The sequence below is a fragment of the Neptunomonas phycophila genome (assembly GCF_001922575.1).
Classification (GTDB): Bacteria; Pseudomonadota; Gammaproteobacteria; order Pseudomonadales; family Balneatricaceae; genus Neptunomonas; species Neptunomonas phycophila.
On sequence record NZ_MRCI01000003.1, the window covers coordinates 191,287 to 205,645 of the forward strand.

Below are 14,359 nucleotides of genomic sequence, written 5' to 3' on the forward strand. Positions count from 1 at the left end.
CCTCTGCAGCGCGACGTTATTCGAAAAGGAGAAAGGGATGAACAGACACTGGTGGCGATTAAAACGGATGGCCGAGCGGTTATGGGTGAGAGCCGCTTTATTCTGTGCCGCGGCTATTATTAGCGCTCTGATCGCGATTTGGATTGGGCCATATATTCCCGAACAGTTAACGGAGCTTGTTGGCCCTGAAACCGTCACCGCAATTTTGACGATTCTTGCTTCCAGTATGCTGACGGTGACGACTTTCTCATTGAGCACCTTGGTCTCGGCGACGAGTGCCGCAGCTAATACGGCGACACCGCGTGCAACACGCTTGTTACTGCAAGACACTACCGCACAAAATGCATTGTCCACTTTTTTGGGTGCCTTTCTGTTTAGTTTAGTGGGGTTGATTGCGCTAAACACGGGGTTATACGGGGGCGGAGGGCGATTAGTCTTATTTGCCGCCACGTTGATATTAGTGGCGCTAATAGTAATTACGCTGCTGCGCTGGATTGATCATTTGGGGGACTTAGGCCGTGTTAGTGAAACTATTTCACGAGTTGAGCGGGTCGCTAAAGAGGCCATGGAAGTGCATTGTAATAACCCCTATATGGGAGGCTTTGAAAGAACAGAAAAGCCTGATCGCCCGACCGTTATAGATCATCACCAGATTGGCTATATTCAGAATATCGATGTTCCAAAGTTACAAAAAATCGCTGAAGAGATTGATGCTGACTTCTATCTTGAGCGCCGTCCAGGGGCATATTGCACACCTAATTTGCCGATTCTTTATGTCACATTGAGAAACGATGAAGCGGGGTTGTCGCACGAGTTGGTGGATGATATCCGCTCGGCTTTTGTGATTGGCGATCGTCGTTCTTTTGAGCAAGACCCGTGCTTTGGACTCATCGCATTATCAGAGATAGGCTCGCGTGCTCTGTCCCCGGGGATCAATGATCCAGGTACCGCCATTGATGTCATTGAAACGTTAGTGCGTGTCATGGCTATCCGTGTGCAAGGCTGTGAGCCTAAGGAGCCTCAACATGACCGTTTACATGTGCCAGCACTGCCCGAATTTTCGTTATTTGATGCGGCGTTTATGCCACTGTCCCGCGATGGTGCTGCGATGGTAGAAGTGGGGGTGCGTTTGCAAAAAGCGTTACGCTCATTGGAGCTGATGTCTGACGACGGTTGTAAAGCAACGGCTAAAGAATTTTTGGCTGAAGCACGTCAACGGTCACTAGATAGCTTACCCTACGAAACGGATAAAGCGCGCTTAAAGACGTGTTTAGATAAACAGTTTACGATGTAATATCCGTAACAAGAGAAAAATAAGCTAACATATTGTTTAACAACCTCCAGTCGAGGTAGTAACCATGCCCTCGACACTCAGTCGAACAGCTGAGTCCGTATTACCACGTACGTATTCAGACGACTGTACCCCAGCGTTGCAGGGGTCTAAAGTGCATGGTATTTTCAGATTGCTATACTCAAATAAAACAATAAAGGGGTAGACCAGTGAAGCGTCGTCAATTTCTCAAAGGTGCCGGTGCCGCGTCAGTTGCTGCAGGTGCAATGGTATCTAGCACGGCACAAGCCGCGCCAGAATATAAATGGAAAATGGTTACTACGTGGCCAAAAAACTTTCCTGGATTAGGAACAGGCGCTAATTTCTTAGCCAAGTTAATCGGTGAAATGACCGGTGGCCGTATCCAAGTTAAAGTCTATGGCGCTAAAGAGCTAGTTGGCGCATTGGAAATCTTCGATGCGGTATCTCGCGGTACAGCAGAGCTCGGCCATGGGGCTGCTTATTACTGGAAAGGCAAGAGTCGTGCGGCACAGTTTTTTACATCTGTCCCATTTGGCTTGACTGCGCAAGAGATGAACAGCTGGTTGTATCACGGCGGTGGTATGGAGTTGTGGGAAGAAGTGTACGAACCGTTTGGTCTGGTACCTGGCGCCGCTGGTAACACCGGCGTACAAATGGGCGGTTGGTTCAATAAAGAGATTAACTCAGTATCTGACCTTGAAGGCCTAAAAATGCGTATCCCTGGGCTAGGCGGTGAAGTACTCAAACGTGCGGGCGGTACCCCGGTACTATTACCCGGCGGTGAGATTTTCCCATCACTGCAATCAGGTGCTATCGATGCAACTGAATGGGTTGGTCCATATAATGATTTGGCGTTTGGCTTGTATAAAGCTGCGAAGTATTACTACTACCCAGGTTGGCATGAGCCGGGTTCTACAATGGAATGCTTTATCAACAAAGAAGCATTAGAGGCGCTGCCAGAAGACTTGCAAGTGCTTGTGCGCACGGCAATTCGTGTTGCAAACCAAGATATGCTGGCTGACTTCACGGCGAAGAACAACCGTGCTCTTGAGCAATTAGTGAATGACCACGGTGTTGAGCTGCGTAAATTCCCAGATGATGTATTAAATAAAATTAAAGCGTTATCTGATGAAGTAATAGCAGAAGAAGCGTCCAAGGACGAGATTACGAAGAAAGTATTTGATTCGTTCGTTAAGTTCCGTGATCAAGCGACTAAGTGGCACCAAGTTTCTGAGCAAGCTTACTTAAATGCTCGTAACCCCCTCGCTTAACCCTCAATGCATTAATTGAGTGCAGAATGTCAAAAGCCGGCTATTGAGTCGGCTTTTTTGTGCGCCTTTATAGGGCGTGGCGTGGCGCTAATGTATTTGAATGTCCCGTTTAGTATCGCCATCCTATGTGTACGCTAGAGAGTTGCTGAGCATTTGCGCGTAAAGCCCTTATATCGTCTCTTAATTTAAGCTCTGCGTTACGTGTATACCCTAGTTTAAGCGAATGAATTCTAGTGGCTGGAGCTATCTTGCTGGTGCAGAATTTGCTTGTCATACCATATGAGCATTGAATCCTACGGTTGTGTTATGTGGCAAAGGTCTTTCTGTAAAACAATGAGCAGTCCAATCACCGTTTGGGGTGTTGGCCTATTTTCAAGTGCATCGGTTGCTATCGCTATTGGGTTAGCGGATCTGTATCTAGCCGTTTTTCTGCAAAGTGTGGCGCTGCTGTTAATGATGGCTTATTTGTGGAGCTTAAAAGGGGATAGGGAGCGCTTTTCCACGTTGCTTGTGGAACAAACGGCTAATCACTCCTCTTTGGGTTCAGCGATGCCACAAGAGCGGCGTATGGTCGATCAGCATGTGCTTACCTCTACTAAGGAGGCTAATCGGACAGCGAAAGAGGCGCAGGACATTATTGCCGAAATAGCGCACTCGGCGGCTGAGCTTTCAGCGCATGCTGAACATATGGCCGCTAATACGCATGGCCAAACAGAAGCAACTGAGTCTATGGCCGTTGCTGTTACCCAAATTAGGCAAAATGTCACCAGTATGGTCGAGCATTTAGACGAGGTGTTGGTGCTGGCTACTCAAGCGGGAGAGTTAGCTCAGCAGGGTAGTGTGAGTATTAATTTGGTCAAAAGCGATGTTGAGCATGTCGAATCATTAGCAAGCCAAACGGAGCAACAGCTGACGACACTCGAAGCCGAGTCGACCAAGGTGGCTAAAATGTCGGCATTGGTGAGTAACATCGCTGAGCAAACTAACTTATTGGCTTTAAATGCGGCGATTGAGGCATCACGAGCCGGTCAACATGGCCGAGGGTTTTCTGTAGTCGCTGATGAGGTAAGAAACCTAGCCGAGTTATCGCAAAACAGTGCGCGTGATATCTCTAAAACGATTGATTCTGTGACGCATCAAATGGGGCGTGTACGCGAGTCTATGTCGCAAGTGACATTAGTTGCACAGCAATCGGTGGAGCGAACTCAACAAACCGATCAGCAGTTGCTGCAAATTGTACATAGCTCTGCCGACGTCGCGAGTAATATTGCGGAAATTTCTAATGCTGCTAGTCAGCAGCGGTGTGCATCAGAAGAAATCTCGGAACAGGTAGGGCATGTGGTTGAAAAGTCTAATGAAAATAATTATATGGCGGACCAAGTATCATTTGTAGCTAAGCATCTTCTTCATTTAACAGACAGTAGCTCTCAGGAGACATAATGCTTATATCAACTGGTGTGTTTGTGGTTGTCATTTTAAGTCTTGTGATTGTCGCGGGCGTTTTTTTACGGGTGCGATGGCTAAAAAAATACGCCGCGCATCAAAAGGTAGAGGGCATTAGTTACATCAAGCGGTTAGTAGAGGTGCTGATTAAAGCGCAGCAGCATCGAGGTTTAACCACCGGTTATCTTGGCGGTGATCATTCTCAAATTGATCAAATAGAAACGCTTGAGCGCGACATTTCCCGCTTATTGGCGGATATAGCCATGCTTGATGGTTTTATGAATAACAGTCGTTTTCGTGGAATCACCGATCATTGGTCGCGTCTTAATGGGCAGTATGAGACATTGGGTTTGGCGAGTAATTTAACGCAACATAATAAGCTGATTACTAACTTTCTTTATTTAATTGAAGACGTAGCTGATGCGCATTCGTTAGAGTCAGCAGCCAGTACATCTTCAACCAATGTACGACTAATGCAGGTCTTACAAGCGGCAGAATACGTGGGTCAAGCAAGAGCGATCGGTACGGGTGTGTCTGCGGCGGGGCACTGTGATAGTGTGGCTCGCATTCGTTTGCTATATTTGCACGGGCAAATTGTGAGTGCCATGTTATCACCAAGCCAATCAACGAACTCTGGCCACGAAGCTGGGGAGCCAATTAGTCACTTTCTATCGGTACTTGAAAGCATGACACAAGTAGATGGCGAATTACTCGACGCTCAAAGCTACTTTGCATTAGCCACGCGCGCCTTAGACAGTATCTTTGCACAAGTAGACCAAGAAATTAGCCAGCTAAAGTGCCCCAACTAGCCTTAGGCCGGTTGGAACGTCAATGAGATGCCATTCAAGCAGTGGCGCAAGCCGGTAGGGGCTGGACCATCTTCAAATATATGTCCGAGATGACTACCACAACGTCGACAATGAGCCTCGGTACGGACGCTAAATAACTTCCTGTCTTCCTTGGTTGCTACCGCGTTTGGCAGCTCTTGATAAAAGCTCGGCCAGCCAGTACCACTTTCATATTTTGTGCTTGCATCATAGAGGGCTAAATCGCAGCCTTTGCAATGGAAGATCCCCGCACGCTTTTCATGTAGTAAAGGACTGCTGTTGGGGCGTTCTGTTGCTTCTTCCCTCATCACAGCGTATTCAGCGTCAGTCAGTAGAGCACGCCATTCTTTTTCTGAGCGCATGATCTCGAAGGTTTGTTTATCATTCGCCAATGAATATGGGGCGACTGTGGCTAAGGTACCTGCCGCGATCAAGTAACTCGTTTGGGTTAAAAAACGGCGTCTGTTCATGTTCTTATCTCCAGTTTATCTCTACATTCTTTGTCACTATTTAACCCGTAGGGTTCCTTTTAAACGTAAAGTTATAAAAGGCTTGGATTATATAATGCTGTCGTAGTCGTCAGCCTGCGGGGCTCTTGCCGGCATAAAAAAGCCGTCAGATGACGGCTTTTGTAAAAAACGTAGATGAAGAGCTGTTATCCGTACACTAGCTCGGGTAACCATGTGGCTAAAGAAGGCCATACAGCCAGCAGTGCGAGCATCATTAATTGAATAATGATGAACGGAATTACACCGCGATAAATTTGCCCAGTGGTTACTGAGTCTGGCGCTACGCCGCGTAAATAGAATAACGCAAAGCCAAACGGCGGTGTTAAGAAAGAGGTTTGTAGGTTAAGGGCAATCATGATGCCTAACCAAATAGGATCTAACCCCATGGCTAACAAAATTGGAGCGACGATAGGTACTACGACAAAGGTGATTTCGATAAAGTCGAGGAAGAACCCTAAAATAAACATCACCAGCATTACCATTGCCAATGCGCCCCAAACACCGCCCGGTAAATCGGTTAAAAAGTCCCGGACCATGTCGTCGCCGCCGTAGCCACGAAAAACGAGTGAGAATATGGATGCGCCTACCAAGATGATAAAGACCATGGAGCTGACTTGGGTGGTTGAGCGCATGACTTCTTTCATAATGTTAAGAGAGAAGCTGCCATTAAATATGGATAGGGCTATCGCACCAACGGCGCCGACTGCTGCTGCTTCCGTAGGGGTCGCGAAGCCGCCTAAAATAGAGCCTAAAACCAACCCAATTAACAGAATGGGTGGTACCAGTGCTTTTAGAATGCGTGCGCCTAAGTTAGTGACACCGTCACGTTCTTCTTTAGGGATAGCTGGAACCGTGTGCGGTGAGAAAATAGCTTTGCCAATGAGGTAAGCAATATAAGCAGCAACGAGTAGTAGCCCAGGTACTAAGGCCCCTAGGAATAAATCGCCTACTGTAACCGTTTCGGGTGAGAAGATACCTTGATCCAATTGTGCTTGCTGGTACGCCGAACTAATAACGTCGCCTAAGAGAACGAGTACAATTGACGGAGGGATGATCTGACCTAGCGTGCCTGACGCGCATATAACACCGGTAGCCACTTGTGGATCATAACCACGACGAAGCATTGTCGGTAATGACAACAAGCCCATGGTAACAACCGTTGCGCCCACAATACCTGTGCTCGCGGCCAGTAACATACCTACTACGGTTACAGAAATACCTAAACCGCCACGCATCGGTCCGAACATAACGGACATTGTATCTAATAGCTCTTCAGCTATTTTCGACTTTTCGAGCATAACCCCCATGAATACGAATAGCGGCACTGCAATGAGTACCTCGTTATTCATTACACCAAATAAACGGTTGGGGATAGCTTCAAGAAAAACGGTATCAAAATGGCCAGTAACAGCACCTATGCCGGCGAATAATAACCCGGTGCCTGCCAACGAAAACGCAACGGAATAGCCCATTAATAGGACACCGACTGCCGCCACAAACAATAAAAGCGATAAATACTCGGTCATAGTGGGTGCTCCGTTACACTTTCCTCAATGAGATGGCTTTCGCCGCGTAAGACTAAAGCACTGCGGCCTAGCTCTGCGATTCCTTGTAATACAATGAGTGCAGGCATCACAATTAATGTCGTTTTGAGGAGGTAACGATAGGGAATGCCGCCCGCTTCTTGAGAGCCCTCTTTGAGTGCCCACGAGGTAGAGACATATTCCCAAGAGATGTAACCGATAAAGATTGAAACGGGGAACAGCAAAAACAAGGTGCCAATAATATTAATAACGGCTTTAGTTCGTTCGCTGGCCGGGCGATAAAAAATATCAACACGGACATGACCATCATGCTTGAGGGTATAAGCGGCCCCAAGTAAGAAAACAAAGCTGTGCATATAAATCACAGATTCTTGCAGGGCGATATTACCCATGTCCAACGCATAGCGCATGACAACAATTATAAACGTCACGACGACCATCAGTAGGGTAAGCCAAGAAATGACTCGTCCTGTCCACTCGCTGAGGCCGTCAAGCAGCTTCACGAGCTGACTTAAGCGGTTGCTTTGCATTATTTTTCTCTTACTAGCAAGTTACGTGTTTTGAGGTTGTTATTCGGGCTCTGCTTTTAAGCGCGATCTTGCGCGTTATCGGCGAAACATACTCGTTTTAACGAATATAAGTAGTATAACAGTAAAAAATCATGAGATTTATCCGTAATTCCACCGGCTTTACTGAGTGTTTTGGCTGCAAATTCCGCTAAAACCCTTACAATAGACACGTCACCTTCTAACGCCGAGACCTGTATATGACTGATAGACTGCCTGTTGAGCCACAACTTCGCTCTCTGGATCATAGTAAACTAGCGGCTTATTGCGCAGCGCTAACTGAACGACAATTTCCCAATTTCATTCTGTTTAGCAAATTAGTTGAGTTTGGTAATACCACTCAGCTAGAAACCATTCTGGATGGTGTATGGCAGTCCTTGGTCCCAGGTGGGGCTAAAATGAATTTTGAAGTACAGCTCGACAAAGTTGAGGCTAATATGCCCGACTTAGATGAGTACGAGATGTATGGTGCCTCTCCAGCGTTAGATGCGGTTGTGTCACTTTATTCAACGTTGGTTTGTATCTTAGAAGCCGATGTCGATGAAGCCATTGCGGTGGGTAATGTATCGCGTGAATGCGTGGCTATGTTTATCGAACTGAGTGAGGGCGATGATCAAATGTCGGATGAGCAAATAATCCGGCTGATTTCTAATCATGACCTTATGGTTCAGGAAGATGAGTTCCACGAAGAAGTCATTGAGCGTCTGATGTCGACTAAAACCATGACCAAAGCTTTTGTTTCAGACTTACGTGAACTTGCCCGTAATCAAGGCTTTAGTAACATTGGAATCAGTGATGATGACCATTAATGCTTAAGTTGGGGTTGTTGCTTTTAATTGTGCCTTGTGTGCTGCTAATGGGGGGGTATATTTATGAATATAGCCTCGTCGATAGTTGTCGTGCGCAAGGAGGCTCCTTTGATTACCTGCGTCAGCTATGTGATGACTCTCAAACTCATCCCTTTATTCCTTTTATGATGCGGCATCCTTTGCAGGTAAATGGCGGAATGCTGTTAGCCGTTGTAGGTCTGTGCTGTTGCGTTGTTGGTTTGTATAAACGAGGCTAATATCCCCATGTTTGCAAAGCTATTTGTAGGGTTTCTCGTGGTTGTCGCAGTACTCGCGGGCTACTTGTGGAGCAACCAAGCGGAGATAGTGGCTAACTTTAACGAGCAGCGTTCGTTAGAGAGAGAGCAGAGCCAACAAGCAGGACGCTTATTTGGCGAAAAGAATGATCAAAATGCGTGTCTAACTCGTACCCTTGCTGATTTTGATGGTTGCCAAGAGTTTGGCTGTTCTGTGAGCTCAGGATTATTTCTTAAAAATTGTTTGGCCGTAGCGGCGCCCAATAGTGCTTTGTGCGAAGGCGTGCCCGCGTTTCAAGAAGTGCCCAGCGAAGACGACAAGCATTGGGCTAAGTATGAGTGCATTGATCGGAATATTCGCGGTGAAGCTTGCCGCATGTTGATGCGTCAAGTCTCCCAGTTTTGCAGCCAATAAGCATATCCTGACTACATTCTGTTCATTATTCCGCATAATCGCTCGTCATTTACTTCAAAAATACTGCTTTATAGGCTATTTTCCATACACCTATCGCAAAGCATTTAACTGTCCGCTACTAAAGACAGGCTTTTGTAGGTCATTAATAAGAATAAGAAAAACACATCGCATAAGAGTGTTAGTCAGCATGGACCTAGTTTAATGCAACACCATAAACTGTTATTTATTGGCCCGGTTGGGGCGGGTAAAACATCCGCTATTCGATCGTTAAGTGAGCATGATCAGAATATAGAAACAGAGGCGACGGCAAGTGATTTAACCGGATTACGAAAAGCCACAACAACGGTCGCTATGGACTATGCTTGTATGAACCTTAGTGCAGACGAGTCCATCTTGTTGTACGGAACACCGGGTCAGTCGCGATTTCGCTTCATGTGGGATTTATTAGCGAATAACTTAGCCGCCGATTGTGCGGGTATTATTTTTCTCGTAGATAACACCCGTAACTACCCTATGCAGGATTTGAAATATTACGCGGCAGAGTTTGCTGAACTGATCGCCCGTAAACCTGTGATTGTTGGGGTAACGCGTTCCGATTTGCGGGCCGAGCCTGGATTAGAAGAGTACCAAGCGACACTTGAAACCTTGGGGATTGATGCCACGGTTGAGTTTATTGACGCGCGTAAAGGCAGCTCTGTATTACCGCTCGTACAGCGCATGCTGGCCGATAAAATGTCGTTTGATGGTTGGTCGCAATTATTGGAAGACGCGACTATTCGAGATGAAAATAGAGTACTGGAAGAGACGGATGTTCAACCGGAAGAGCCGCACTATGAAGTGGACACTTACCAAGGGGCTGAGATCGTCGTGAAAGACTCAATTGTTGATGATGTAATGAATTTCCAAGGGGTACGTGGTGCCGCACTGACGGACAGCATGGGCGAGGTAATTACGTCGTCAATTGAATCGTCTGAAATGAATGATTTTGTAGGCTTCGTTTCCGGAGTGATTACTGTTTTTGAAGAAGCCTCGGATTTAGGGCAGGTAAGAAGTGTATCGCTGAAAAGCAGTACAGAGGACAACGTATCCGTGTTTTTCAAGGGAGATCAAACATTGGGAGTTCAAACCTCAAACCGTGTTTCAATCAGGACGTTGAAACAGCAGGTTGATGATCTGTTGCAGTGGGGTTGAGCATCGCTATGTCTATGATCGAATTATTAAAAGAGTTAGAGCAATTAGGTGGCATTCAACACAGTTGTGTCGCGACACCTGATTCTATACTGGCATCCACCTTTCCCGAGATATTGGATACCAATATGGGAAGCGCCTCGCGTGTAGCGCATCAAATCTTCAATGCGATTCATTCCATTGGATCAGACCACAAAGAGATTATTTTTGAGCTTGATGAATGCTTGTTGATGGGGCATGTAGTTGACGATAAAACGGTCCTTATTATGCTGACAGAAAAAGAAGTCAACATGGCGCTGATTAACACCAGTGTGCGGTCCGTAATGCCGACTATTATTGAAGCAATAGCACCGGTAACAGAACCAGAGCCTAGCGTCGCTCCCGATACATCAACGGCTAGTCGACCTGCTGTGAAAAATAACCCTGCAATTGAGGCGCAACTGAGGGCATTGATGAACCAATTGCGTGATTTGATGGCCGATTATATAGGCCCGGCGGTGAGTATCGTTTTTGACGATGCTTATGACGCATGGCGGGCCAAACATGGTGTTAGGTTGGGAACTATAGCTGAGTTGCTTAAGCAACTAGCTCGTGAAATTGATGATAAAGATGACCGTTCTGCGTTTCTGAAAAAATCAGTAACCACAGTTAAAGCGTTCTCTGCAAACCGTTAACCGCTGCCAAATAAACTAGCGGCGCTTACTTTTATAGTGAGTAAGCGCCGCTGCGTAACAGCCGGTTAACTGCCTAGTGTTAGTACCACTTTCCCGCGAGTATGTCCTGTTGCTATTTGCGTAAAAGCACGTGCTACTTCGGCCAACGGATATGTTTCGGCAACCGTGACTGTTAGTTCTTGTTGCTCGATACGCGCCAGTAGTTCTGCCAACTGCTGACCATTGGGTTCAACTCGAATGGGTAGCGCTTTTTTACCTTCTTTTTCCGCAGCGGCTATGACCTGATCTTTTGTCACAGAGGGTAACGTGATTAATGTGCCTGTGGCGGCGAGCAACGCAATGGCTTTAATACCCGTTTTACCTCCAACTCCGTCAATAATGAGATCGAACGGTGCCTGCGCTTCAAGGGCTGATTCGTCACGGTAATCAATGGCCTGATCACACCCTAAAGCCAGTAAATGGTCATGGTTAGCCGGTGACGCAGTACCTACAACATGCGCGCCTTTCCATTTGGCTAATTGAACGGCTAGGTGACCTACACCGCCTGCAGCGGCCATCACCAGTACGCGCTGTTGTGGTTGCAAGTTACCCTTATCAAAGAGCGCCTGCCACGCTGTTAAGCCTGCTAACGCGGCTCCTGCTGCGGTGATTGGTGCTACGCCTTTGGGTAAACGGGCTATTTGGTCGGCAGGTGCCGCTATGCGCTCGGCATAACACCCTGCGCGTTCAGGAAAGCGAATAAAGCCGACAACAGCATCGCCAGAATCAAACCCGGTTACATCGCTGCCGCATGCGATAACTTCACCGGCAAACTCCCATCCGGGAATGAAGGGCAAGTCACCGATAAAGGCAGAAGCTCCGCCCCCACTGCAGGTTTTGTAGTCGATAGGGTTAACGCCTGCGGCCAGTGTTCGGATCAGCACTTCACCGGCTTCTAGAGCGGGCTCTGGAACCTCTTGTACAGTGAGATGTGTCGCAAATGTGTCGACTTCGCTGAACTGGTCAAGGCGGATAGCTTTCATGAGTAACCTCTTATTATTTAACGTAATGACAGACGATAAAAGGATCGTATGCGGCCAAAGTGGCATGTAAGATGAGCCTAGCTGTGCAGCCTCAACAAATCAATTCTGATAGGCTAGCTGGCGCGCATTACAGTGTTGCCATCTTATTATCTGTGCTTAATGTAAGGAGCCATGATGTATTTCTTAGCTGTTCTTGAACCGATTCTATTCTGGGGTGGTCTGATCGTTTTTCTTATATCGCTTGGTATGTATGCTGGGCGAACCAAAGATGTAAAATCGATTTTGCAATTTTGGCAACCTACAATCGTTTTTAATCCACTTGAAAATAAAGTTAACCGTATTGGGTTAGCCATGATGATAGTGGCGGTTGTGATTCGTGTAACATTGTTTGTGATGCTGTAATGGGTTAACTAAGGAGAGTAAATGAAGGGTAATCCAGTTAAAGGGGTTGGGTACTTATTTAGAGGCTTTAGCATGCTGCCTGAGCCCGGTATCCGGCAATACGTATTAATACCACTGATCATTAACATATTGTTGTTTACAGGTGCTATTTGGCTGCTGATGGATCAGTTTGATGTATGGGTCGACTACTGGCTTTCGTATCTGCCTGAGTGGCTTTCATTTTTGGATTGGTTGCTTTGGCCGCTCTTCGCATTGCTGGTGCTTGTCGTGGTGTATTATGGCTTTTCGATAGTCGCCAATCTTATTGCTGCGCCATTTAACGGTTTTCTATCCGAAAAGATTGAGCAACTGCGTCGAGGGCGCGAAGTCACGGATGAAGGCTGGGGCGAGTTTGTAAAAATGATCCCACGTGCATTAGGGCGTGAGTTAGCTAAGATGATGTACTATTTGCCGCGCTTGTTCTTGCTCATCGTGTTTAGTTTCATCCCTGTTTTAAACATTATTGCTCCATTTTTATGGTTTTTGTTTGGGGCATGGATGATGTCGATCCAGTATTGCGATTACCCGATGGATAATAATAAGGTGACTTTTAAAAAAATGACTCAGCTCTTAGCCGAGCGGCGTCTCACCTCTATCAGTTTTGGTGCCGTTGTGCAGTTTGGCACTATGATTCCTATTTTAAACCTGATTGTTATGCCTGCCGCTGTGATAGGGGCAACTTTATATTGGGTTGAGGAACACGTCGAACGAGCGGTGGCTGGTGTGTGAATAGACCCGCTCAGGTCGCACTTTTTTGCTGGGCTATACGAGATTGAGTTGAATACAGCATGTCAGGGGGGAAGTGGCAGTTAAAAGTACTGCCTTTCCCTAGCTGACTCTCAATGGTTAATTGAGCTCCGTGACGGTATAACGCATGCTTCACGATGGCTAATCCTAGCCCCGTGCCGCCGGTGGCGGTAGAGCGGCCTTCATCGACGCGATAAAACCGTTCCGTTAAACGTGGTAGGTGGATGGAGTCGATACCAATACCATTATCAGTAACCGAAAAATGCCCGCCTTGCTCATCGACAAACCATTTAATACTAATCAAGCCATTTTCTGGTGTGTACCGCACAGCGTTGAAGACGAGGTTCGAGAATACACTATGGAGTTCTTGTGGCTGACCCAACAGATCAAACTCGGTGTCGACATCTAACGTTACCTGATGTTGCTTATCGAGTGAGATCACTTCTGCATCATGGTGGATAGTGATAAGCATCTGATGAATGTTGATAGGGACTTCATCGTTAATATGCTGGCTAGACTCAAGACGAGAAAGTAACAATAAATCAGAGACTAGGCCTTCCATGCGGCTTGATTGGGCCTGCATTTGTGTCAGAGCACGCTGCATAGGTTTGGGGAGGTCCTGGTCTAAAAAAGTCTCCAGATAACCTCGAATGACCGTTAATGGCGTGCGTAGCTCGTGAGAAGCGTTGGCCACAAAGTCTTGTCGGGTATGTTCCAAACGCACCAAACGAGTGATATCACGGGCTACTAACAGTCGGTCGCTAGCACCAAACTCTTTTATTTGGAACTGTAAGGTAGTGTCGTTGAGGACAGGGCTAGGTAGCTGCAGAGGGTCGTCATATTTACGTTTGTGGTAATAACGTATAAAGCGAGGATCACGCAACAAGTTCATAACCGGCATTCCACGGTCAGACACATGTTTAAAGCCTAATAAGCGTTCTGCAGCGCGGTTCCACCACTCTAAATTATTATGCTTATCAATAATAACAACGGCATCGGGTAGTGCTGCTGAAGAGCGTTGAAAGCGTTTGATGATCTCTTTTAGATCACTACGTTGCTTATGGTGACGCTTTTTAATTCGTGCTAAGTCATCAAAGATGTCGCCCCATATACCCTCGGCTTCGGGAACCTCAGAATCATATTTATGCAACCAGGTTTGCAGCCTTCCTATTTGGCGTAGTTGTAGAAAAATCCAAAGCCCTAACCCAGCAACCATTCCCCAGCTAACAGAGCCTATGAATAAGCCTACCGTTGCAGATACAGCGACAAATAAAAATAAACTGCCTACGGCGGCTTGGGGGACTCTCTGCATAGGG

The 14,359-nt window shown here is 46.7% G+C and carries 16 protein-coding genes; 11 read left to right on the forward strand and 5 right to left on the reverse strand.

Features of this window, described 5'->3' with window-relative positions; all coding sequences use genetic code 11:
- The first annotated feature begins 37 nt into the window (after positions 1–37).
- The 4 genes from BS617_RS16375 (at position 38) to BS617_RS16390 (ending at position 4,835) form a co-directional block, all read left to right on the forward strand.
- A complete protein-coding gene (locus tag BS617_RS16375) occupies positions 38–1,294 on the forward strand; it encodes a DUF2254 domain-containing protein (protein WP_075174064.1) in 1,257 nt (418 codons plus the stop codon).
- A 206-nt stretch (positions 1,295–1,500) separates the two neighbouring features.
- Entirely contained in the window at positions 1,501–2,583 is a 1,083-nt protein-coding gene (locus BS617_RS16380; protein WP_139303233.1) for a TRAP transporter substrate-binding protein, read from the forward strand.
- Between the two features lie 333 nt (positions 2,584–2,916).
- Positions 2,917–4,023: a methyl-accepting chemotaxis protein gene (locus BS617_RS16385; protein ID WP_075174065.1), complete on the forward strand. Its 1,107-nt coding sequence runs from the start codon at positions 2,917–2,919 to the stop codon at positions 4,021–4,023.
- On the forward strand, positions 4,023–4,835 hold the full coding sequence (locus BS617_RS16390; RefSeq protein ID WP_075174066.1) for a nitrate- and nitrite sensing domain-containing protein: 813 nt from the start codon (positions 4,023–4,025) through the stop codon (positions 4,833–4,835). The genes BS617_RS16385 and BS617_RS16390 overlap by 1 nt, the downstream gene beginning before the upstream one ends.
- A gap of 2 nt (positions 4,836–4,837) precedes the next feature.
- Here BS617_RS16390 and msrB read toward each other — a convergent pair whose 3' ends face one another.
- The 3 genes from msrB to BS617_RS16405 form a co-directional block, all read right to left on the reverse strand.
- Entirely contained in the window at positions 4,838–5,323 is a 486-nt protein-coding gene (gene msrB, locus BS617_RS16395; protein ID WP_075174067.1) for a peptide-methionine (R)-S-oxide reductase MsrB, read from the reverse strand.
- 185 nt (positions 5,324–5,508) lie between these two features.
- Positions 5,509–6,888: a TRAP transporter large permease gene (locus BS617_RS16400; protein ID WP_075174068.1), complete on the reverse strand. Its 1,380-nt coding sequence runs from the start codon at positions 6,886–6,888 to the stop codon at positions 5,509–5,511.
- Positions 6,885–7,436, reverse strand: a complete 552-nt coding sequence (locus tag BS617_RS16405) for a TRAP transporter small permease subunit (protein ID WP_075174069.1) — start codon at positions 7,434–7,436, stop codon at positions 6,885–6,887. The genes BS617_RS16400 and BS617_RS16405 overlap by 4 nt, the downstream gene beginning before the upstream one ends.
- A gap of 236 nt (positions 7,437–7,672) precedes the next feature.
- On the opposite strand from BS617_RS16405, the gene BS617_RS16410 reads away from it, so the two are divergent.
- From BS617_RS16410 to BS617_RS16430, 5 genes are all read left to right on the forward strand, one after another.
- Positions 7,673–8,281, forward strand: coding sequence for a YjaG family protein (locus BS617_RS16410; protein WP_075174070.1), 609 nt, complete (start codon positions 7,673–7,675; stop codon positions 8,279–8,281).
- Positions 8,281–8,538, forward strand: coding sequence for a hypothetical protein (locus BS617_RS16415; RefSeq protein WP_075174071.1), 258 nt, complete (start codon positions 8,281–8,283; stop codon positions 8,536–8,538). The genes BS617_RS16410 and BS617_RS16415 overlap by 1 nt, the downstream gene beginning before the upstream one ends.
- Before the next feature lie 7 nt (positions 8,539–8,545).
- Entirely contained in the window at positions 8,546–8,971 is a 426-nt protein-coding gene (locus BS617_RS16420; RefSeq protein ID WP_075174072.1) for a hypothetical protein, read from the forward strand.
- A gap of 201 nt (positions 8,972–9,172) precedes the next feature.
- Positions 9,173–10,162 carry a GTP-binding protein gene (locus BS617_RS16425; protein ID WP_075174073.1) on the forward strand — a complete coding sequence of 330 codons (990 nt, stop codon included), beginning with the start codon at positions 9,173–9,175 and terminating at the stop codon, positions 10,160–10,162.
- 8 nt (positions 10,163–10,170) lie between these two features.
- Positions 10,171–10,833, forward strand: a complete 663-nt coding sequence (locus tag BS617_RS16430) for a DUF8082 domain-containing protein (protein WP_075174074.1) — start codon at positions 10,171–10,173, stop codon at positions 10,831–10,833.
- A 65-nt stretch (positions 10,834–10,898) separates the two neighbouring features.
- Here BS617_RS16430 and BS617_RS16435 read toward each other — a convergent pair whose 3' ends face one another.
- Positions 10,899–11,855 carry an NADP-dependent oxidoreductase gene (locus tag BS617_RS16435; protein WP_075174075.1) on the reverse strand — a complete coding sequence of 319 codons (957 nt, stop codon included), beginning with the start codon at positions 11,853–11,855 and terminating at the stop codon, positions 10,899–10,901.
- Between the two features lie 171 nt (positions 11,856–12,026).
- On the opposite strand from BS617_RS16435, the gene BS617_RS16440 reads away from it, so the two are divergent.
- Together BS617_RS16440 and cysZ are read left to right on the forward strand one after the other, a co-directional pair.
- Positions 12,027–12,257, forward strand: coding sequence for a hypothetical protein (locus tag BS617_RS16440; RefSeq protein WP_246283289.1), 231 nt, complete (start codon positions 12,027–12,029; stop codon positions 12,255–12,257).
- A 21-nt stretch (positions 12,258–12,278) separates the two neighbouring features.
- The gene (gene cysZ, locus BS617_RS16445) at positions 12,279–13,025 is read left to right on the forward strand and encodes a sulfate transporter CysZ (RefSeq protein ID WP_075174077.1); all 747 of its coding nucleotides are present in this window, start codon (positions 12,279–12,281) and stop codon (positions 13,023–13,025) included.
- Between the two features lie 10 nt (positions 13,026–13,035).
- On the opposite strand, the gene phoR is transcribed toward cysZ, so the two are convergent.
- The gene (gene phoR / locus BS617_RS16450) at positions 13,036–14,355 is read right to left on the reverse strand and encodes a phosphate regulon sensor histidine kinase PhoR (RefSeq protein ID WP_075174078.1); all 1,320 of its coding nucleotides are present in this window, start codon (positions 14,353–14,355) and stop codon (positions 13,036–13,038) included.
- Positions 14,356–14,359: the final 4 nt, after the last annotated feature.

Bases quoted from the DNA above. Each gene is read 5' to 3' on its own strand.
- BS617_RS16375 (WP_075174064.1), top strand. From the start codon at position 38: ATGAACAGACACTGGTGGCGATTAAAACGGATGGCCGAGCGGTTATGG.
- BS617_RS16385 (WP_075174065.1), top strand. From the start codon at position 2,917: ATGAGCAGTCCAATCACCGTTTGGGGTGTTGGCCTATTTTCAAGTGCA.
- BS617_RS16390 (WP_075174066.1), top strand. From the start codon at position 4,023: ATGCTTATATCAACTGGTGTGTTTGTGGTTGTCATTTTAAGTCTTGTG.
- msrB (WP_075174067.1), bottom strand. From the start codon at position 5,323: ATGAACAGACGCCGTTTTTTAACCCAAACGAGTTACTTGATCGCGGCA.
- BS617_RS16400 (WP_075174068.1), bottom strand. From the start codon at position 6,888: ATGACCGAGTATTTATCGCTTTTATTGTTTGTGGCGGCAGTCGGTGTC.
- BS617_RS16405 (WP_075174069.1), bottom strand. From the start codon at position 7,436: ATGCAAAGCAACCGCTTAAGTCAGCTCGTGAAGCTGCTTGACGGCCTC.
- BS617_RS16410 (WP_075174070.1), top strand. From the start codon at position 7,673: ATGACTGATAGACTGCCTGTTGAGCCACAACTTCGCTCTCTGGATCAT.
- BS617_RS16415 (WP_075174071.1), top strand. From the start codon at position 8,281: ATGCTTAAGTTGGGGTTGTTGCTTTTAATTGTGCCTTGTGTGCTGCTA.
- BS617_RS16420 (WP_075174072.1), top strand. From the start codon at position 8,546: ATGTTTGCAAAGCTATTTGTAGGGTTTCTCGTGGTTGTCGCAGTACTC.
- BS617_RS16425 (WP_075174073.1), top strand. From the start codon at position 9,173: ATGCAACACCATAAACTGTTATTTATTGGCCCGGTTGGGGCGGGTAAA.
- BS617_RS16430 (WP_075174074.1), top strand. From the start codon at position 10,171: ATGTCTATGATCGAATTATTAAAAGAGTTAGAGCAATTAGGTGGCATT.
- BS617_RS16435 (WP_075174075.1), bottom strand. From the start codon at position 11,855: ATGAAAGCTATCCGCCTTGACCAGTTCAGCGAAGTCGACACATTTGCG.
- BS617_RS16440 (WP_246283289.1), top strand. From the start codon at position 12,027: ATGATGTATTTCTTAGCTGTTCTTGAACCGATTCTATTCTGGGGTGGT.
- cysZ (WP_075174077.1), top strand. From the start codon at position 12,279: ATGAAGGGTAATCCAGTTAAAGGGGTTGGGTACTTATTTAGAGGCTTT.
- phoR (WP_075174078.1), bottom strand. From the start codon at position 14,355: ATGCAGAGAGTCCCCCAAGCCGCCGTAGGCAGTTTATTTTTATTTGTC.